This is a genomic window from Streptomyces minutiscleroticus, from assembly GCF_014650875.1.
Taxonomy (GTDB): Bacteria; Actinomycetota; Actinomycetes; order Streptomycetales; family Streptomycetaceae; genus Streptomyces; species Streptomyces minutiscleroticus.
Window position 1 is genome coordinate 133,976 of the sequence record NZ_BMVU01000003.1, and the last position, 19,543, is coordinate 153,518.

15 protein-coding genes and 1 pseudogene are annotated in these 19,543 nt (G+C 73.7%); 4 read left to right on the forward strand and 12 right to left on the reverse strand.

Annotation, left to right across the window (positions count from 1 at the left end; genetic code table 11):
- The first annotated feature begins 344 nt into the window (after positions 1-344).
- On the forward strand, positions 345-713 hold the full coding sequence (locus IE271_RS05800; protein ID WP_229919152.1) for a VOC family protein: 369 nt from the start codon (positions 345-347) through the stop codon (positions 711-713).
- Positions 714-838: 125 nt separating this feature from the next.
- Here the strand turns inward: IE271_RS05800 and IE271_RS41690 are convergent, their stop codons facing one another.
- Both IE271_RS41690 and IE271_RS05810 read right to left on the reverse strand, forming a co-directional pair.
- Positions 839-1,711, reverse strand: coding sequence for an ERAP1-like C-terminal domain-containing protein (locus IE271_RS41690; RefSeq protein ID WP_229919153.1), 873 nt, complete (start codon positions 1,709-1,711; stop codon positions 839-841).
- A gap of 197 nt (positions 1,712-1,908) precedes the next feature.
- Positions 1,909-2,307 (reverse strand): VOC family protein, encoded by a 399-nt coding sequence (locus IE271_RS05810; protein ID WP_190189089.1) that lies wholly within the window; start codon positions 2,305-2,307, stop codon positions 1,909-1,911.
- Between the two features lie 216 nt (positions 2,308-2,523).
- Here IE271_RS05810 and IE271_RS05815 point away from each other — a divergent pair, with 216 nt between their 5' ends.
- Positions 2,524-3,543 (forward strand): helix-turn-helix transcriptional regulator, encoded by a 1,020-nt coding sequence (locus tag IE271_RS05815; RefSeq protein WP_190189090.1) that lies wholly within the window; start codon positions 2,524-2,526, stop codon positions 3,541-3,543.
- Between the two features lie 198 nt (positions 3,544-3,741).
- Here the strand turns inward: IE271_RS05815 and IE271_RS05820 are convergent, their stop codons facing one another.
- The 4 genes from IE271_RS05820 to IE271_RS05835 all read right to left on the reverse strand — a co-directional run bounded on the left by IE271_RS05820 (position 3,742) and on the right by IE271_RS05835 (position 7,379).
- On the reverse strand, positions 3,742-4,395 hold the full coding sequence (locus IE271_RS05820) for a maleylpyruvate isomerase N-terminal domain-containing protein (RefSeq protein WP_190189091.1): 654 nt from the start codon (positions 4,393-4,395) through the stop codon (positions 3,742-3,744).
- A 177-nt stretch (positions 4,396-4,572) separates the two neighbouring features.
- Positions 4,573-5,793, reverse strand: coding sequence for a beta-ketoacyl-[acyl-carrier-protein] synthase family protein (locus tag IE271_RS05825; RefSeq protein ID WP_190189092.1), 1,221 nt, complete (start codon positions 5,791-5,793; stop codon positions 4,573-4,575).
- Complete coding sequence (locus IE271_RS05830; protein ID WP_229919154.1) at positions 5,790-6,197, reverse strand: acyl carrier protein; 408 nt, start codon at positions 6,195-6,197, stop codon at positions 5,790-5,792. Before IE271_RS05830 ends, IE271_RS05825 begins: the two co-directional genes overlap by 4 nt.
- A gap of 45 nt (positions 6,198-6,242) precedes the next feature.
- On the reverse strand, positions 6,243-7,379 hold the full coding sequence (locus tag IE271_RS05835) for an SDR family oxidoreductase (RefSeq protein ID WP_190189093.1): 1,137 nt from the start codon (positions 7,377-7,379) through the stop codon (positions 6,243-6,245).
- 272 nt (positions 7,380-7,651) lie between these two features.
- Here IE271_RS05835 and IE271_RS05840 point away from each other — a divergent pair, with 272 nt between their 5' ends.
- On the forward strand, positions 7,652-9,904 hold the full coding sequence (locus tag IE271_RS05840; RefSeq protein ID WP_190189094.1) for an MMPL family transporter: 2,253 nt from the start codon (positions 7,652-7,654) through the stop codon (positions 9,902-9,904).
- A 114-nt stretch (positions 9,905-10,018) separates the two neighbouring features.
- Here the strand turns inward: IE271_RS05840 and IE271_RS05845 are convergent, their stop codons facing one another.
- The gene (locus tag IE271_RS05845; RefSeq protein ID WP_190189095.1) at positions 10,019-10,912 is read right to left on the reverse strand and encodes an aldo/keto reductase; all 894 of its coding nucleotides are present in this window, start codon (positions 10,910-10,912) and stop codon (positions 10,019-10,021) included.
- 308 nt (positions 10,913-11,220) lie between these two features.
- Positions 11,221-12,648: a polyprenol phosphomannose-dependent alpha 1,6 mannosyltransferase MptB gene (gene mptB, locus IE271_RS05850; protein ID WP_190189096.1), complete on the reverse strand. Its 1,428-nt coding sequence runs from the start codon at positions 12,646-12,648 to the stop codon at positions 11,221-11,223.
- Positions 12,649-12,940: 292 nt separating this feature from the next.
- Here mptB and IE271_RS05855 point away from each other — a divergent pair, with 292 nt between their 5' ends.
- Positions 12,941-15,949, forward strand: a complete 3,009-nt coding sequence (locus tag IE271_RS05855; protein ID WP_190189097.1) for a 3-keto-alpha-glucoside-1,2-lyase-like domain-containing protein — start codon at positions 12,941-12,943, stop codon at positions 15,947-15,949.
- 111 nt (positions 15,950-16,060) lie between these two features.
- Here IE271_RS05855 and IE271_RS05860 read toward each other — a convergent pair whose 3' ends face one another.
- The 4 genes and pseudogenes from IE271_RS05860 to IE271_RS05870 form a co-directional block, all read right to left on the reverse strand.
- The gene (locus tag IE271_RS05860) at positions 16,061-16,849 is read right to left on the reverse strand and encodes an ANTAR domain-containing protein (RefSeq protein WP_190189098.1); all 789 of its coding nucleotides are present in this window, start codon (positions 16,847-16,849) and stop codon (positions 16,061-16,063) included.
- A gap of 266 nt (positions 16,850-17,115) precedes the next feature.
- Entirely contained in the window at positions 17,116-17,514 is a 399-nt protein-coding gene (locus tag IE271_RS41695; protein ID WP_308435160.1) for an ABC transporter permease, read from the reverse strand.
- A gap of 33 nt (positions 17,515-17,547) precedes the next feature.
- Positions 17,548-18,123, reverse strand: a pseudogene (locus IE271_RS05865) (ABC transporter ATP-binding protein); the annotation flags it as partial.
- Positions 18,124-18,220: 97 nt separating this feature from the next.
- Positions 18,221-19,462 carry a PP2C family protein-serine/threonine phosphatase gene (locus IE271_RS05870; protein ID WP_190189099.1) on the reverse strand — a complete coding sequence of 414 codons (1,242 nt, stop codon included), beginning with the start codon at positions 19,460-19,462 and terminating at the stop codon, positions 18,221-18,223.
- Between the last annotated feature and the right edge of the window lie 81 nt (positions 19,463-19,543).

Consider the following 19,543-nt stretch of genomic DNA (forward strand, 5'->3'; position numbering starts at 1 on the left):
GGCGTTCGCCGCACCCGGAGCCGACAAACCGTTCACTCTCGTCGACGCTTCCCCGTGCCCCGCGCGAACGGCTCCGCCGTCTGCGGTCGGTCCCGCCGACACCGCCTGCGGTCCTTCGGCCGGCGCCTGCGGTCCTTCGGTCGGCGGCCGGTTCGCCGCCCTGCGCGTACCTTCTACCGCTGTGTGCGTACCTGGTCCTCCCAACGTAGCCGTCCGCGGAGCGGACGTCACCGACGAGGCCCGGCCATTCAACGGCCGGGGGCCGCTCCGGGGACGGACACGAAGCGGGCGGACGGCCGTTTCTGTAGTGTGATCGTGAATCTGGTGACCGGTCCGGAGGTGCCGTGCCCCTGCAGATGACGTTGCGTGCGGTGACGCTCGACTGCCCCGACCCGCCGGCTCTGATGACGTTCTACCAGCAGGCCACCGGCCTCGAACCGCACCCGGAGTCCGACGCCGGGTTCGCCGCTCTGCAGTACGGGGACGGACTCTTCATCGGATTCCAACGAGTCGACGACTACCGGGCACCCCGCTGGCCCGAGCAGACCGTTCCCCAGCAGTTCCACTTCGACTTCGCGGTCGACGACCTGGACGAGGCCGAGGCGCGGCTGCTCGAACTGGGGGCGAGCAAACCGGACCACCAGCCGGACGAGGGCAGGTGGCGGGTCCTGGTCGATCCGGCCGGGCACCCCTTCTGCCTGACCCGACGGTGACAGGCGCGGACGGGACAGGCGCGGACGGTTCGCCGGGGCACGGTTCCGCACGCGGGCGGCCCACCGCTCCCGCCGGTGGTTCATGAACAAGGCGCTGCTCGCGGGCGGCGTCTCGGCCGTCGCGGTCATGGGCGGCTGCGCCGCCACCACGGCCGGCGCGGAGGAGGCGCCGTCCACCGGCGCGACGGCGAGCGCCACACCGTCGGGGCCGCCGCCCGGCGGCGGGTTCGGCCAGACGGTGGCGGACGACGACTTCGTCGGCGTCCGCGTCGGCCTCCGCCTCCGCGGGACCGGGCGGCGGTCCGGGGCCTCAGGGCGACCCCACCCAGCAGCACATGCACACCGTCATCCGCACGCCCGACGGCAACGACTACGGATTCGACCTGCTCAAGCTCCACCTGGAGACCGGCCACTGAGCCCGGACCGGTCCGCTCCCGCGACACCGTGGGTGTGACACCTTCACGGCGCGCCTCCGCGCCGCCTGACGCCTGCCGGGCCTTCTCGATGTACGCGGAGTCGATGGCGTACGGGGGGAAGAGGTGGTTGGTGAAGCCCTTCGCCGGGATCATCCCGCCTTCGTGGAGCCGGGGGACGGAGTCCAGGTAGCGCCGGGTGAAGGGGGCCAGCAGAGCGTCCTGGCCGGGGCGCCAGAAGGCCGCCGCGACCTGGGCGACCGAGCCGACGGACACCGCGCGGTCCACGGCCAGCCGCTGCCAGACCTCGGCCTTCGCGGCGGGGTCGGGCAGGGCGGCCCGTACGGTGAGGGCGCGGACCCAGGCGTCGGGGTCCGGGTCGCTCTCCAGCAGGCGGGCGGTCTCGGACGCCACGTCACCGCCCAGTTCCGCCTCGCGGACCAGTGCGCGCCAGCGCAGGTCCGCGTCGTCCCCCGTGCGTTCGCGGAGCCAGGCCAGGTCGTCGGCGGACGTCGTGGTGCGGGCCAGACCGCGCAGGGCGACCCGGCGCTCGGCTTCACCACGGGTCAGGCTCCGGATCCCCATGCGTCGTCCTCCCTCGGCGCGGACAGCGGGCGTCAGCTTACGACGGGGAACACCGGTGGGCCCCGGTATTTCCGGGGCGTGCGCGACACACCTTTGGTGAGGGCGTGGGCAGGGCGCCCCGGGCGGGCGCGTCCGGACCGCCGTCCGGCCGTGCCCGCCCGGGGCGCCCCACCGCGGCAGCGGCGACCGGTCCGCCCTCAGCGGGCGAACTTCTCGATCGCGGCCGGTGTGACGGGGGTGAAGAAGTTGACGAGGTTGCCGTCGGGGTCGCGGAACAGGAGCGAGCGGTTGCCCCAGGGCATCGTGGTGGGCCCGTTGACGAAGTCCTCCACGAAGCCGGTCAGGTTCTCGTGCACCCGGTCCACGTCGTCGACGAGGAATTCGAGGACGACACTGCGGTTGTCGGACGGACGGGCGGAGCCGGGCGCGAAGAGAGCGACGGTACGGGTACTGCCGATCGCGAGGGTGGCCGAGGCGGTCCTGAGCTCGGCGAAGTCCTCGCCGAACCAGTCTGCGGACACGCCTGTGGCGCGCTCGTAGAAGCCGGCGAGGCGGGCGACGTCGCCCGTGATGACGCGGATCGAGACGAAGTTCATGGGTGTCTTTCCTGATGGGTCAGCCGATGAATCGGCACATCGGCACATCGACAGATCGATGAAGTGGTGAGTCGTCGAGTCGTTGATTCGGTAACTCGTTCGGTGGTTCGGAGGACCGGGGCGGCCGACCGTCGGCCGGGCGATCCGTCCTCGTGAGCGCACGGTATGACGGATACCGGGCAGAACCCGCCCGGTATGTGGGGGAGACTTCTCCGTATGCCCCGACCCGTCGCGCGTGTGCTCGCCCTGCTCGAACTCCTGCAGTCGGGCGGACTGCGGACCGTGGCGGACCTCGCCGACCGGCTCGGCGTCGACGAACGCACCGTGCGGCGCTACGTCGGCCACCTCCTCGACCTCGACATCCCCGTCGAATCGGTGCGCGGCCGCTACGGCGGTTACCGGCTCGCCGCCGGTTACCGCGTGCCCCCGCTCATGCTGAGCGACGACGAAGCGCTCGCCGTGCTGCTCGGGCTGGTCGCGGGCCGGCGGACCGGCCTGGCGACGGCCGCGGGAGCCGCGGGCGAGACGGCGGCGGCCAAGATCCGGCGGGTGCTGCCGGAGCGGTTGAGCCGCAGGCTCGACGCCCTCCTCGGCTCGCTCGCCTTCACGGCTTCGCCCGGCGCGGCGTCCGCGCCGGCGTCCGCGGTCGTGCTCCCGGTCGCCGACGCCGTGCACCACCGCCGGCCGATCTCGGTGCGCTACACCGCCGCCGACGGCCGGCGCAGCGAACGCACACTGCACCCGTACGGGGTCGTCGCCCATGCGGGAAGGTGGTACGTCACGGCTTCGGAGCCCGCGACCGGCGAGGACCGGACGTTCCGGCTCGACCGCGTCGACGACGTCAGGGTCCTGCCCGGCTCCTTCGAGCCGCCCGCCGGACCCGACCCGGCGCAGCGCCTCCTCAGGGGGCTCGCCACGGCTCCGTACCGGCACGAGGTGACCTTGTGGGTCCAGGCGACGGCGGAGCAGATCCACGCCCGGCTTCCCGCCGGCCTCGCGGTCGTGACGGAACCGCCCGCGGTGAGCAGCGCTGACGCGGTGAGCAGCGCTGACGCGGGGAGCGAGCGCTGGTCCCGCGTCGAGATGCGGGTGGAGCGGCTCGACTGGCTGCCCGCCGTGCTCGCCTCGCTGGACCGGCCCTTCGTCATCGACCGCCCGGACGAACTCCGCGGGCTGGTCGAGGCCCTCGCCGGACGACTCGCGGACTCCGCCCGGCGACGCTCACCCGATACGTGAGCCCCGGTGTGCCTCCGCTGCCGGCGCCCTGCCCGCCACGAGCGGCGAAGGCCGCGTCCACCGGACGCTCGTCCGGCGGGCCGGTCTCCGGGGACGAGCGCCCGATGGATCGGTCGCCGGGCACGATCGTCCGGCGGGCCGGTCGCCCGGGGACGAGCGGCGGACCCGTCGCCCGAGCACGAGCCTCCGGCGGGCCGGTCAGCCGAGGACGAGCGGCAGCCGCGCGGCCAGCCCGCCCAGTCCGGCCTTCTCCGCTCCGGTCGGTGCACGCCGTCCGGTGCCGATCAGCAGGGCGTCCCTGTCGGAGAGCGACGGAGGGAAGGCCGCGCCGGCGATCCCTTCCAGCAGCCCGCGTGACCGGGCGAGCGCTTCGGCGGGCGGTTCCGCCGCGCCGGGGAGGTGTGCGATCAGGTCGAGGTGGTGCAGCGTCCACTCCAGGACGTACGCGCGGAGGTAGTCGCCCGCGGTGAGCACCTCGCCGCGGGTGCCGACCCGCAGCGCGGGATCGGCGAGTTCGGCGGCGCGCCCGGCCGCGGAGCCGACGTCGTCGAGGTGGAACTTGAGCAGCCGCGGCTCCTCGTACGCGGCGGCCAGACGGACCGTCAGCGCGTCGAGCGGATCGTCACCGCTCGGGGCCTCGACGATGTCCCAGTAGGTCACGGCGTTCCTGGTGGGCTCCGTTCCGGCGGGCGTGACGAGAGTGATCAGGACGTCCTGCGCGTCGATGACCAGGTGGCACACCAGATCCCGCACGAGCCACCCGGCACAGCCGGACGGCCGCTCGAAGTCCTCGTCCGGCAGCCCGAGGACCGCCGTGCGCAACGCCGTCCACGCGTGTGAGAAGAGTTCCACGTCCGCAAGCTAGCAGTGCCCGGCTGCGCCGGGAGCCCGGTCGGGCCGGGCCCGCCGCGAGGGCGCGGCGGACGGCGCCGGCCCGGTCCCGGACGCCGGCCTCGACGCACAGCGGCGCGTCGTCCGGGGAACGGGGCCGGGCCGGGAACGCGCCGGAGGGGTCAGGGTGTTCGGCGGTCAGGGGCGGCGGAAGACGGCGGTGGAGTTGTGGCCGCCGAAGCCGAAGGAGTTGCTGACGACCGCGTTCAGCGCCGCGGTCCGGGGGCGGTCGGTGACGATGTCGAGGCCGATGCCGGGGTCGGGCCGCCGGTGGTTGGCGGTGGGCGGGATGAGGCCGTGGTGCAGGCTCAGGACGCTGCAGACGGCCTCGATGGCCCCCGCGCCGCCGATGGCGTGCCCGAAGACGCTCTTGTTCGCGGTGACGGGGGGCGGGTCGGCGAAGACCCGGTGCAGGGCGCGGGCCTCGGCCCGGTCGTTGAGGACGGTGGCGGTGCCGTGGGCGTTGACGTGGTCGACGTCTTCGGGCCGCAGCCCGGCGTCGTCGAGGGCCGTCAGCATGGCGCGCGCGGCACCGTCCCCCTCGGGGTGGGGGGCGACACAGTGGTGGGCGTCGGCGGTCGAGCCGTAACCGGCCAGCTCGGCGTAGACCCGGGCGAAGCGGGCCCGGGCCTGGCCGGCCCTTTCGAGGACCAGGACGCCGGCTCCCTCGCCGAGCACGAAACCGTCGCGGTCGGCGTCGAAGGGGCGCGAGGCGCCCGCGGGGTCCGCGCACCGCTGGGACAGGGCTCCCATGCGCCAGAAGGAGGCCGCCCCCATGGGGCAGCGGGGCGAGTCGGTGCCGCCCGCCACGACGATGTCGCAGGCGCCCGCGTCCAGCAGGAGCTTGGCCGCGCCCAGGGCCGCGGTCCCGGACGCGCAGTTGGTGCTGGTGCACATGGTCGGGCCCTGCGCGCCCAGGTCGAGGCTGACCTCGCCCGCGGCCATACCGGGCTGGCTGCGGGCCACCAGGCTGGGGGAGAGGGCGCTGAAGCGGCCGTCGACGACCTTCATGTACTCCTTGGTGTGGTCGAGCGCGCTGCCCCCCACACCGATCACGACGCCGACCCGCGTGCTGTCCCATTCGGCCGGGGACAGGGCCGCGTCGGCGACCGCCTCCCTGGCCGCCACGATCGCCATCTGGATGAACCGGTCGATGCGCCAGCGCAGGCCGCGCCCGAGGGCCGAGGCGAGGGCGTCGTCCGGGACCCGGCAGGAGAAGTCGACGGGCATTCCCTCCAGGGAGGGGTCGGACGCGGCGGTGGGACGGGCCTGCAGAAGCTGTTCCCAGCTGGCCTTGACGCCGACCGCCGCGGGCGTGACCAGGCCGACGCCGGTGACCGCCACGGCCTCCCGGCTCACTGGGTCACGCTCTGGTCGGCGGTGCGGTCCTGGGAAGGGGAGACGGTCCCCCCGTCGACAAGAGCCGCCTTCCCGTCGGCGAGGACTCTCTTCCCGTCGGCGGGGACTGTCCCGCCGTCGGCGGGGGCGGGCTCCCCGCCGTCGGGTCCCGCCTGTGCCGCGGCACGCTGTTCCTCGATGATCCGGACGACTTCCGCCAGCGTGGTCTGCTTCGTCAGGCTCGACGGGATCTCCGGCAGCGGGACACCGTCCTCCTCCTCGAGGATGGTGAGGAGTTCCGCCAGGGAGAGGGAGTCCATGCCCAGCTCGTCGAGGGGCGCGTCGGGGCGCAGAAGCTGGGGATCGACCTCGAAGTAGTCGCGCAGCAGGCTGGCGAGACGTTCCTGCATCGGTGAGGGGTTCATCGCTTCTCCAAGAGGATCGGACAGGAGGACTCGTACGGACGACGCCTAGGCGCGCTCGAGCCGGGGGCCACGGAGGGTGTTCACCAGGTAGGGGACGTCCAGTGCGGCCGGGGCGGGAACGCCGTCGCGTGCCTCGGCCGCGTCCAGGCGGGTGCGCTCGTAGCGTCGGCGCAGGTATCCGTACCGGCTGCCGCCGGGCTGCAGCGAGACGATGAAGGACTCCAGCGGGGTGGGCCGGCCGTGGTCCTCGACGAGGGTCGGTTCCACCCAGGGAATCACCGATCGCACGGCGCGCAACCACACCTGTCCCGGTGTGTCGACGGGGTGCACCACGTGCCGCGTGACCGTACCCGGCGCCTCCTGCGGCTCGTCCGCCAGGCGCAGGACGGCGTCCGCCGTGTACTCCACCGGGGCGATGCTGGTCACACTGTCGTGCCGGCCCGGCAGCCGGACGTGGAAGACGCCGTCGGGGCCCGGGTGCACACCGAACTGCCGGGTGAGGAACTGCGGGCCCCAGGCCGCCAGGCGGCCCAGGCGCAGCCCGAGCACGGAGTGGGGGTGGCGCGGGCCGCGCGGCACCGGCGGCCTGTCGGTCACCAGCGTGCCGGGCCGCAGCACCAGAGCGCGGCGCCCCTCCCGGCCGGCCCAGGACCGCACCAGCACCTCGGCCCGGTACTTCGACTCCTCGTAGGGGGTCAGGAAGCCGAAGGAGCCGTCCAGGTCGTCCTCGGCGACCGTGCCGGTGGTCCGGCCGCCGGCGACGTAAGCGGTGCTGATGTGCACGAACCGCGGCGCGCGCCTGCCCGCGCCGGCCAGCTCCAGCATCCGCCGCGTGCCCTCGACGTTGACGGCGCAGACCGTCGGCAGGTCGGCCTCCAGATGGGTGGAGGCAGCGCAGTGCCACACCTCGTCCACCTCGTCCGCCAGGTGCCGGAACGCCTCCGCGGACAGCCCCAGACGCTCCTCGCCCAGATCGGCCCGGACGATGCGCAGGCGTCCGGAGCCGACGGGAACGCTCAGCGGCCCGCCGCCCGCGAACGCCAAAGCCCGTTCGACCCTCCTGGCGGCCCTCGCCGGTTCGTCCCGCACCAGTGCGATCACGCGTCCGTCCCGCTGCAGCAGCCGTGCCAGCAGATGACAGCCCAAGAAGCCCGTCGCACCCGACAACGCCACCGTCTTCATATGGGCAACAGCACCCTCTCGCAGTCGGTCGGACGCACCGTGCCGGCCGCTGTTCGCTCGCCCGCGCACACATGGTCATCCGCTTGTCGTAACAGCGTGGCCGTCCCACGTAGATGTCGGTGTCCGACACACCCGCCGGTCACCCGAATGCCGGACGGCCGGAAGCCGCACACCGTGACGACGGGCCGTACGCACGGTGGTCCGGCCGCCGCCGCCCGGTGACCGGTGTGTCGTCCGGGGCCACGCCCGGGCCGCGCGTACACAGTGGGGTGATGGCCGACCAGAACTCACCGGGCGACCGCGGCGCGCACGCCGCGGCCCGCGGACGGGCACTCGCCGTCCTTCTCGTGACGGGGGCGCTGTGGGCGTTCTGCCTGTGGGCGTCGGCCGGCCTGCACGACCGGCTGACCCGCGGGGGCTTCACCGCGTCCGGCACCGGGGCCGCCCGCGCCCAGGTCCTGGCCGACCGCCACGGAGCGGGCCGGCCGGACCTGGTCCTCCTGGTCACCGCGGGTCCCGGACAGTCCCTCGACGCCCCCGCCGCCGCACGGACCGCCCACCGTCTCACCGCGCGCCTGCGCGGCGAGGCGGGAGTCGCGACCGTGGGGTCGGCCTGGGAGGGCACCCGGCCGGACCTCCGGTCGGACGACGGCCGCACCGGTCTGCTCGTGGCGTTCCTGGACGGGGGAGAGGACGCCGCGTCGCGCACCGCCGAGCGCCTCGTCCCCCGGCTCACCGGACGCCACGGTCCGGTGACCGTCCGGGCCGCGGGCCCGGCCTGGACCACGGCGGCCGCGACACGGACGGCCGCCGACGACCTGACACGCGCCGAGCTGATCGCCGCGCCCCTGACCTTCGCCATCCTGGCCTGGGCCTTCCGATCGCTGATCGCCGCCCTGCTGCCCGTCCTCGTCGGCGGCACGGCCGTACTGGGCGCCATGGCCGTGCTCCGCGCGCTGAGCGGGTTCGTCCCGGTGTCGGTGTTCGCCCAGAACCTCGTCGCCGGCCTCGGCTTCGGGCTGGCCGTCGACTACGCCCTGTTCATGGTCAGCCGCTACCGGGAGGAGACGAGCGGCGGAGCCGCCCCGGCCGAGGCCGTGGCGGTGGCCGCACGCACCGTCGGCCGGACCGTCGCGGCCTCCGCGTGCATCCTCTCCGCCGGACTGGCCGTACTCCTGGTCTTCCCCTTCCCCTTCCTGAGGTCGATGGCGTACGCGGGCATCACCGTCGCGATCCTCGCGGCCCTCACGTCCGTGCTGGTCATTCCCGCCGCCCTCACACTCCTCGGCCCCTGGATCGAACGCACCGACCCGTTCGGAGCGCTCGGCCGCCCCGCCCCGCCCCCGGTCCACGGCAGCCCGGCCTGGCGCTCGCTCGCCCGGGCCGTCACCCGCCGCCCCGCCCTGTGCGCCACGGGGGCCCTCGCCGTCCTGGCGCTCTTCCTGGCACCCTTCGCCCACGTACGCCTGGCACTGCCCGACGAGCACATCCTTCCGCCGGACGCGCCCGCCCACGCGGACGCCCGGCTCCTCGACGGCCTCTTCCCCGGACGCGACGGCCACCTCACCGTCGTGCTCCCCTCCGTGCGCCCCACCGCCGAGAGGGCCGCCCTCGACCGCTACGCGCGCGCACTGTCCCGGCTGCACCACGCCGGCACCGTCCACATGGGCACACTGGGCGCCTACGAGGACGGCCGTCCCCTCGGCCCGGAACCGGCTTCCGCGAGCCCGGATCCGGCCCCCGCGAGCCCGGCGCCGGCCCGCGACGCGCCGGCCGAAGGCGTCGTGGCGACCGTGGCGAGCGCCTCGGGACCGGAGACGCCGGCAGCCGCCCGGCTGGTCGCCGGCATCCGCGCGCTGCCCGCCCCCGGGGCGGCTTACGTGGCCGGCCCCGCCGCGGACAACGTCGACGCCCGCGCGGCCCTCACCGACCGGCTGCCGCTCGCGGCCGCGATCCTGGCCCTGGTGACCCTGGCCGTCACGGCCTGCTACACCCGGAGCGTCCTGGTACCGGTGAAAGTGGTGGCGGTGGCGGCCGTGAGCCTGACCGCGGCTCTGGGCGGCGTCGTCCACGTCTTCCAGGACGGCCACCTGACGGGCCTCCTGCCGGGACACGCCGCCGGGACCGGATCGGTCGACGCGACGATGCCCGTCCTGCTGTTCTGCATCGTGTTCGGCCTGACCGTGGACTACGAGCTCCTGCTGCTGGCCCGCATCCAGGAGCACTACCGCGCCACCCGCGACACCACGGCCTCCGTCGTGCACGGCATCGCCCACACGGGGCGCGTCTTCACCGCCGCCGCCCTGGCCGTGGCCGCGGCGATGGGAGCCCTGATCGCCTCGGACGTCACCCTCCTGGCGCAACTGGGGTTCGGCGTCGCCCTCGCCGTGCTCGTCGACGCGACCCTGGTACGCGGCGTACTGGTCCCCGCGGTCATGCGGCTCATGGGCCACGCCAACTGGTGGACCCCGCTGAGGAAGCCCCTGGCCGAGGTGGCGCCCGCCTCGACGCGGACCCCGAGGTGAGGGCGGACCCCGACGTGCGCAGGGGGCCCGCCCCGAGCAGGGGCCCGCCCTGAGCGCGGGACCGGCCGGCGCTGTCCCGGAGGAGCCGGTCGCAGCCGGTCGGGGAGGTGGCCGTCAGCCCCGCGGCTGCTCCGCGCCGGCCCGCGCCAGCGCCTCGAACTCGTCGTCGGTCAGCTCGATGGCCGCCGCGGCGACGTTGTCCTCCAGGTGCGCGACGCTCGACGTCCCCGGGATCGGCAGCATCACCGGGGAGCGCCGGAGGAGCCACGCCAGGGCCAGCTGCGAGGGAGAGGCGCCGTGGCGCCGGGCGAACGCGGTGAGCGGGCTGCCCTCGCCGGAGAGCGCGCCGGTGGCCAGGGGGAACCAGGGGATGAAGCCGATGCCCTGCTCGGCCGACCAGTCGAGCAGGTCCTCCGCGGAGCGGTCGCTGAGGTTGTAGAGGTTCTGCACGGAGACGATGGGCGCGACCCTCTGCGCCGCCTCCGTCTGTTCCACGGTGACCTCGCTGAGGCCGATGTGGCGGATCTTGCCCTCGTCCTGGAGCTTCTTCAACTCGCCGACCTGGTCCTCCAGCGGGACCTCGGGGTCGACGCGGTGGAGCTGGAAGAGGTCGATGCGCTCCACCCCGAGGCGGCGCAGGCTCAGCTCGGCCTGCTGGCGCAGGTAGGCGGGGCGGCCCACGGGCGTCCAGAGGTCCGGGCCCTGACGGGTGAGGCCGGCCTTGGTGGCGATGACGACGCCCTCGTCGTAGGGGTGCAGGGCCTCGCGCAGGAGGGGCTCGGCGACGTCGGGGCCGTAGCTGTCGGCGGTGTCGAAGAAGTTCACACCGAGTTCGACGGCGCGCCTGAGGACCCGGACGGCTTCGCCGCGGTCCCTCGGCTCGCCCCAGACGCCCTTGCCGGGCAGCTGCATCGTCCCGTAGCCGAGACGGTTGATCGTGAGGTCGCCGCCGAGGCGGAAGGCGCCGGAGGCCTCGGCCGGGCGGCCGGTGTGGTCGGGGGAGGTCATGCGGGGGTGTCCCTTCAGAGCGGTGATCGGGGCGGGGCCGGTGCCGTGCGCGGCACGGGCGCGGCACCGCCCTCGGATGTTCTCCACCCTCCATGGTTGACACCGGCGGCGAGGCCAAACCGGACCGGCGCCACCGACCTGGGCGGCGGCCCCGGCCGGAGGGCGGCGGCGGGACGGGCGGGGGCGCCCCGGCCCGGAGCCGCGGACGGTACCGGCCGCGGACGGTGCGGGTGCGCCCTCGGCGCCCCGTCGCGTCGTGGTCCGGGTCGCGTCGTGGTCCGGGTCGCGTCGTGGTCCGGGCGACGGCCTCAGGTGAGGGCCGCCTGCTGGCGGCTGCGGCGGGACGTCCAGGCCAGGACCGCCAGGGTCACCAGACCGCCGAGGACGGCGGCGGTCACATAGGTCCAGGTGGGGCCCCGGCCGGAGGGCATGAACACAAGGAGCAGGGCGACCACCGCGGCCTTCGCCCGGGCGTCGGCCAGGGTGCGCCAGGCCACCACGGCCAGCGGCACACCGCCCCACAGCAGGTACCACGGCTGTACGGCGGGCGCGCACAGCACCATGGCCAGCAGGCCCAGCGCCGTGGCGCGCTCCGCCCCGAGGCGGGGAGCGCGCCGGACGAAGAACAGCACCGCGCACAGTCCGGCCAGCGTGCCGACCGTACGCGTCGCGGTGATCGCCGCCCCGGGGGCCGTGCCCCAGCCGGCCGTGTCCGCGACCCACTCCAACGCCCGGCCCAGGTCCGTGCTCACCGACAGGGGCGTGTACACCTCGGCCGGTGTGCCGACGGTCCGCAGCCACCCCCAGCCCTGACCGCACAGGGTCACGATCAGCCACAGCGCCCCGCAGGCCACCGCGGCGATGCCCAGCGCGTGCCCCAGGCGGCGCCACCGGCCCGGCCGCGCGGCCAGCGCCACCGCCGCGGCGCACGCCAGCGCCATCCCGGCGGGGGCCTTCACCAGCACGGCCGCGGTCAGGACCACGGTGCCCAGCACCCACCGTCCGGAGCGGAAGGCCACCAGGCCGGCCGTCATCAGGCCGAGCATCAGTCCCTCGTTGTGCGCCCCGCCGACCACATGGGCCAGTACCAGCGGATTGAGCGGGGCCGCCCACCACGCTCCGCCCGCGCCGGCGTCCGTCCCCGCCGTCAGCCGCTGCACCGACCACGCCAGCAGGGCCAGCCCGGCCAGGGCCACCAGCCGGTGCCCCACGGCCGCGGCGACCGCGTGGTGCTCCCCGGTCACCGCCATCACGCCCTGGCTCGCCAGCGCGGACAGCGGACCGTAGGGGGTGGGGGAGTCCCGCCACACCTCGGGGACGTTGGCCGCGAGCGGACCGCCCAGCACCGCCGGGCCGACCTCGTAGACGTTCCAGCCGCGCAGGGCCAGCGCGCCCTGGGCGACGTAGCTCCAGACGTCGAAGCTGAACAGCAGGGGCGAGGGCAGCAGCGGCAGCGTCCAGCAGGCCAGCGTGCGCCACTGCTGCCGGCGGCTCATCTCCGCACCGGCCCGCACCAGTGTGCCCAGCTGCCACCAGGCCCACAGCACCAGTCCGAGCCCGGCGTACGCCACCGTGGCGGCCACCCCTATGAGGGCCGGGTCCGGTGCCCCCCACACCCCGTCCCGCACGCCCCGCGGCAGGGCGCCGGCACCCCACGCGCCCACCGAGAGGAGGACGGACCCCCACATGCCCCTGCGCGTCCACTCCTGGACCGTGCCGCTCCCCACCGCTCCCATTCAGCGGATCTTAGATGCCCCTCCCGGATCGGCCCATCGGACCCTGTGAAAACGGGGCGAACTCAGGGTGTCCGGAGGACGGCGGGCCGACGGCCCCGACCGGGCGGCACACGCATGGCGATCCGCCCCTCGCGCCGCTTCGGCCGCATGGGCGCGGGACTTTGAACTCTTCGATGACAAAGTATGGACATGCCAAACGAAAGACCTCTACCTTGACGGCGGAACTGCAGCCACACCGCACAAGACCGGAGCGATTTCCGGCACGGTCCGGTCCCCACGAACCGGAGGACCAATGCAGCAAGGCCTGTTCTCACGTGTCCGAAGACACCTCGTCGTCCTGCTGACGTCGGGCGTCCTCGCCGGCGGCCTCTGGACCGCCCCGGCGTCCTCGGCCGCTCCCGCGGACGTCCCGCCCCAGGAACCCGGGATCACCCTGCGTGTGTTCGACGTGCAGACGCCGTTGGACAAGCTGTGCACCCTGAAGCCGGCGCAGACCCCCAACCACGACAAGCTGATGCCGACGGTCGACTGGTCCACGGCCGAGGACTTCGGGGGATTCTCCGACAACTTCGTGACGGAGGCGACCGGTTACCTGGTGGCGCCGCGCGACGGCAGCTACGTCTTCCGCCTCACCAGCGACGACGGCTCCCGCCTCACCATCGACGACGCCACGGTGATCGACCACGACGGACTGCACGGCGCGGAGCCCAAGGACGGCACGGTCCACCTCACCGCCGGCTCGCACCCGCTCCGCATCGACCACTTCGAACGCGACGGCGGACAGCAGCTGCAGCTGTCCTGGCGGCCGCCCGGCGAGAGCGACTTCACCGTCGTGCCCCGCGAGGCGCTGAGCACCGACGCCGGCGTCGTCCGGGTGACGGCGCCGGGCCGCAAGGAGTGCGAGGCGGGCCGCGACACCCCGGGCGACGGTCTCCCGCTGACCTCCGTACGCCCCGACCTCACCCTCACCGACCTGCGCCCGGAGGGCTTCGAACCGCAGGTCAGCGGCATGGACTGGCTGCCCGACGGGCGTCTTGCGATCAGTACGTGGGGCGGCAGCGACAACGTTGCCGGAGAGGTGTACCTGCTGGACAACGTCACGGGCAGGACCAGCCGCGACAAGGTCACCGTCAAGAAGGTGGCGAGCGGACTGCGCGAGCCCATGGGCATCAAGTACGTCGACGGCTCCCTGTACGTCTCGCAGAAGCACGAGCTGACCCGGCTCGTCGACCGGGACGGCGACGACGTGACCGACGCCTACCGCACCGTCGCCACCTGGCCGTACGGGGGGAACTTCCACGAGTTCGCGTTCGGCCTGCTCTACCGCGACGGCCACTTCTACGTGAACCTCTCCGTGGCCATCAACCTCGGCGGCGCGACCACCGTGCCGCAGCCCGCGCCCGGCCGCGGCATCACCTACAAGGTGAGCAGGAAGACCGGGAAGATCAGCCCGGTCGCGGGCGGCCTGCGCACCCCCAACGGCATCGGCTGGGGACCGGGCGGCGACCTCTTCGCCACCGACAACCAGGGCGGCTGGCTGCCCTCGTCGAAGCTCGTGCACATCGAGCAGGACCGCTTCTTCAACCACTACACCGAGCCCGCGGGCCCCTTCGACGACAAGCCCGTCACCGAGCCGGTGCTGTGGCTCCCGCAGAACGAGATCGGCAACTCTCCGTCCACCCCGCTGCTGTTGAAGGAGGGGCAGTTCAAGGGGCAGATGCTGATCGGCGACGTCACCTACGGCGGCCTCCAGCGCGCCTACCTGGAGAAGGTGAAGGGGCAGTACCAGGGCGCCGTCTTCCGCTACACGCAGGGCCTGGAGGCCGGCGTCAACCGGATCACGCTCGGCCCCGACGGCGCGATCTACGCCGGCGGCCTGGGCGCCGACGGCAACTGGGGCCAGGAGGGCAAGCTGAGGTTCGGCCTGCAGAAGCTGACGCCCAACGGTGGCAACACCTTCGACGTCAAGACGATGCGCGCCGTGCCGGGCGGCTTCGACCTGACCTACACGCAGCCGGTCTCCGCCGAGACCGCCGGACAGCTCGCCGAGCGCTACGAGGCCGAACAGTGGCGCTACACGCCGACCGCCGACTACGGCGGCCCGAAGATCGCCGAGGAGAAGCTCTCCGTGCGCTCGGCGACGCTGTCGAAGGACGGCCGTACCGTCCGCCTGCGGCTGGACGGCCTGAAGCCGGACCGCGTGGTGCACGTCCGCTCCCCGCGCCCCTTCACCTCGGCGTCCGGTGAGACGCTGTGGAACACCGAGGCCTGGTACACGCTCAACGCGATGCCCGGCGAGCAGCCGCCGCCCGCGACCCTGTACGAGGCCGAGGAGGCGCGCCTGACCGGAACGGCCGGGATCAACACCGACCACACCGGCTACTCCGGCAGCGGGTTCGTCGACCGTTACGCGACCGAGGGCAAGGTCGCCACGACGTTCGACGTGACGGTTCCGAAGGCGGGCGCGTACGACGTCAACCTGCGCTACTCCAACGGCCCCGACCCGTTCCAGGGCACCAAGTCCCTGTCCCTGTACGCCAACGGGAAGAAGATCCGGCAGACCGAACTGCCCTCCACCGGCGACTGGGACACCTGGTCCACCCGCACCGAACGGCTGAGGCTGCGCGCCGGGCACAACACGGTCTCCTACCGGTACGACTCCGGCGACAGCGGCCACGTCAACCTCGACCTGATCACCGTCCGTCCGCACGGTGCCCGGGTCGCCCTCTTCGACGGGACCGGTGCCTCGCAGACCCAGTGGCAGCACACGGACGGACGGCGCGTGGCGTGGCCGCTCGCCGACGAGAAGTCGATGGAGGTGTGCTGCGGCGACATCCGCACCAAGGACGCCTACCAGGACTTCAGGCTGCACGTGGAGTTCCGCGTCCCGCTGCTGCCCGCGGACGTGACCGGCCAGGACCGCGGCAACAGCGGCATCTTCCTCCAGGACCGCTACGAACTGCAGATCCTCGACTCCTACGGCGACACCACACTGGACACCAACGAGGCCGGTGCGATCTACCTGAAGAAGGCGCCCGACGTGAACGCCGCGAAGGCGCCGGAGACCTGGCAGACGTACGACATCGTCTTCCGCGCGGCCCGCTACGACGAGGACGGCCGCAAGACCGCCGACGCCCGGGTGACGGTGGTGTGGAACGGCAAGAAGGTCCACGACGACATCGCCCTCGACGGGCCCACCGCGTCGGGCCGGTCCGAGACGCCGGCCGCCGGAGCGATCCGGCTGCAGGACCACGGCAACAAGGTCAGGTTCCGCGACATCCGGGTGGAACCGCTGACGTGACCCGCGGCCGGACCGGGTGAACCGCCTCGACCACCCGGATTCCGCCGCACTCCGTGGGCCGCCTCCTCGGAGGCGGCCCACGGACGGTCCGGTGAGGACGACGCGGCCCGGCTACCGGCCGGCGCCGCGTCCGGCTCGCTCGGCCCGCGGCGGCGCGGCGGCGCGGTGGACGAGGGCCGTGGCGACGTCGCGCAGCTTGGTGTTGGTGCGCTGGGAGAGGCCGACGAGGACCTGGAAGGCGTCGTCGGGGGCCAGGTGCCGCTCGGCGATGACGATGCCGATGGCCTGGTCGATCACCGCGCGCGAGGACAGCGCGGTCTGCAACTGCTCGATCTTCGTCTCCAGCCGGGCCAGGCGTTCGCGGTCCCGCTCGGCGGTGGCCAGGTACCGCGCGTACAGGCGCTGCGTGTCGCCGTCGCGGACCGGTGCCCCGGTCCGCGCGTAGGCGGTGCCGACCTCTTCGAGGAAGCGGTGCACAGGCGTCACGTCCTCCACACGGTGCAGGACGCCCACCACGGACCGGTCCCTGTCGTGCAGAGGCACACTGACCGGGCTCCAGTACCGCTCGGCGAAGCCGGTCGCGCTGCGGGGGGCGGGGATGTCGTAGCGGTGCACGCGCAGCTCGTCCCGCGTGCCGTGGTCCAGCACCCGCTGGAAGGACGACCTGAAGGTGGTCACACTGTGGACCTCGGGGACGTGCGGGTTGTCGGGGAACACGTCGAACACGTACCGGCCGATCAACTCGGCGTGCGTGCGGCGCGTCGCCGACAGATAAGCGGCGTTCGCCTCCCGGACGACCAGCCCGTCGTCCAGGACCAGCAGCGCGGCGGGCGCGGTCCGGAAGAAGCGCTCGAACCCCTCGTCCAGACCCGTCCACCACTGCTCAGCACGGTTCGACACGCTGCCTCCCTCGCGGACCCGTCCATGCTGGCACAGCTTCTCGGCACGTGAGCTTTTTCCGGCGATTCGTCACCGGACGGCGCCGCGACCGCTCAACGGCGGGATCGTTGTTCACGGTGTGCGGGAGCGCCCTCACGGGCCCGCGCGCCACCGTGCGCGGTGACACCGTTCCCGCCCGCGCGCGGCTCCGCCGGTGCTGTGGGGGTGGAGCGACGGCCGGTGCGGGGGCCCCGACACGATGCCGTCGCCGCGCACCGCCCTCGCCGCTACTCGGCCCTGATGGCCTGCAGCATGTTCAGCCGTGCCGCGCGCCGGGCCGGCCACAGCGCCGCCAGCACGCCGACCACCGCGGCCAGCAGCAGGAAGACCGCGATGCGGTCCCACGGCAGGATCAGCTCGTACGTCTTCGTCCGGGTGCCGAGCGGTTCCCCGGTCGCCCAGCCGAAGAAGACGCCCAGGGCGATGCCGAGGGCACCGCCGGACAGGGAGACGGCCAGGGACTCCAGCCGGACCATCCGCTTGGTCCCCGATCGGTCCAGACCGATCGCGCGGAGCGTGCCGATCTCCCGCGCCCGCTCGGACGCCGCCATGGCCAGGGTGTTGACGACACCGAGGACCGTGATGACCACCGCCATGGCCAGCAGGGCGTAGAGCATGTCGAGCATCAGTGTGACCGAGCGGGCGGACTCCTCGGAGACGTCCCGCTCGCTCCGGATCCTGACGGCCGGGCTGTCCCCCAGGGCCCGTGCCCCCCGTGCCCTCGCCGCGTCGGACGGACCGCCGGCCGTCGCCACCAGGACCTTGAGGTCCGCCGCCCCGGTCCTGCGGAGCGTGCCGTCGACGTCGAGGTTCCCGGTCGGCTCGTCGCCGAAGACGATGTCGGGGCGGGAGGCGAGCGTCCGGGCGACCGCGACGCGCTGCTGCTGGCCGCCGGAGAGCTGCGAGGGCCGGTGGGAGAGCCGGCCGGACAGGCCCACCGTGTCGATCACGGTGTCCAGCCACTGCCGGTCGGGCTTGCGTCCGGCGATGTCCATGGGAAGGGTGATGTTCTCCAGGGCGGTCAGGGTGGGCAGCAGGTCGAAGACCTGGAAGATGAAGCCGATCTTGTCCCGGCGCAACCGGGTGAGCTGCTTGTCCTTCAGCGCCCCCAGCTCCGTGTCGCCGATGCGCACCGAGCCGGAGGAGAACGTGTCCAGTCCGGCGACGCAGTGCATCAGCGTGGACTTGCCGGAGCCGGAGGGTCCCGTGATCGCGGTGAACTCGGCCTGCCGGAAGAGGAGGACGGCCGGGGAGGGACCGCTCGGGCGGTCGACTGCCGACGGGAGGCGGGAGGCGGCCGGCGGGAGGCGCGAAGGGCGGGCCGGGACCGGCCTACAGACGCACGATGACCAGAGCGATGTCGTCGCGTCCGCCGTCGGCCACGCCCAGCCGGGCCAGCAGGGTGTCGGCCAGGGGGTCGGGGGCCAGCGAGGTGTGGTGGGCGAGGGCGTCCATGAGGCGCTGGAGCCCGGCGTCGATGTCCTCGCCGCGGCGTTCGACGAGTCCGTCGGTGTAGAGCACGAGGGTGTCGCCCGGGGCGTAGGACACCGTGGCCTGCGGACGCGGTACCTGGGTGCTGAGGACGCCCAGCGGGGGATCGGTGGCCCGGTCGAGCAGTTCGACGCTGCCGTCGGTGCGGGACAGGAGGGGCGGGAGGTGGCCGGCGCTGGTGTAGGTGACGAGCTGCCGGCGGGTGTCGACGACGGCCTTGACCGCGGTCGTGGCCAGCGCGCCCTCGAAGGTCTGGGCGTAGCGGCTCAGGACGTTCATCGCCTGGCCGGGTTCGGGGATGGCGCGGACGGCGGCGGACAGGGCGCTGCGGAGCATGCCCATGAGGGCGGCGGCCTCCAGGCCGTGGCCGACCACGTCGCCGACCGCGACGGTGAAGGTGTCCTCGGACAGGTCCACCACGTCGTACCAGTCGCCGCAGATGTTGAGCGACCGGGCGGCGGGCATGTAGCGCACGGCGATCTCGCGGTGCCCGGCCAGGTCCGGGGAGTGCAGCATGGCCTCCTGGAGGGTGAGGGCGGTCCGGCGCTGCCGGTCGTGGGCCTCGCGGAGCTCCTGGTTGAGGCGCTGCAACTCCTGCGCCCGCGCGTACAGTTCGGCCTCCATCGCCTGCCGCTCCCCGGCCGGGTCGTCCGGTCTCGGGCGCAGGGGACGGGTGAGCACGAAGTCGGTCATGTCCTCCACCCGGTGGATGATCCACTCGACCTCTCCGTCGGGTCCGAGGACGGGGGTGTTGATGGGGGACCACCACTTCGCCCGGAACACCCCCGGACGGCCGGAGACGGGGAGGTCGTACTTCTGCACCGCCATCGTGTCCGGCTTCTTCGAGCGCAGGACCCGCTGCAGGGAGGCGTTCAGATTGGGTACGCCGTCGGCGTCCGGGTCCGCCGGGTTGACGGGGTGGGCGTCGAAGAGGTACCGGCCGACCAGCTCCTCCCTGGTGCGCTCCGTGACCCGCAGATAGGCGTCGTTGACGTCGGCGATCACCAGGTCGCGGTCCAGCACCAGGTAGGGGCTGGGCGTCACGGCGAACACCGCCTGGTAGTCGATCCGCGGCGTGGTCACTAACGGTCTCCTGTCCGGTCCGCCCTGTCTCGTCCCTCGCCTCTCGACTATGCGTCCGGCGGCGAGCGGCGGTGTGCAGGC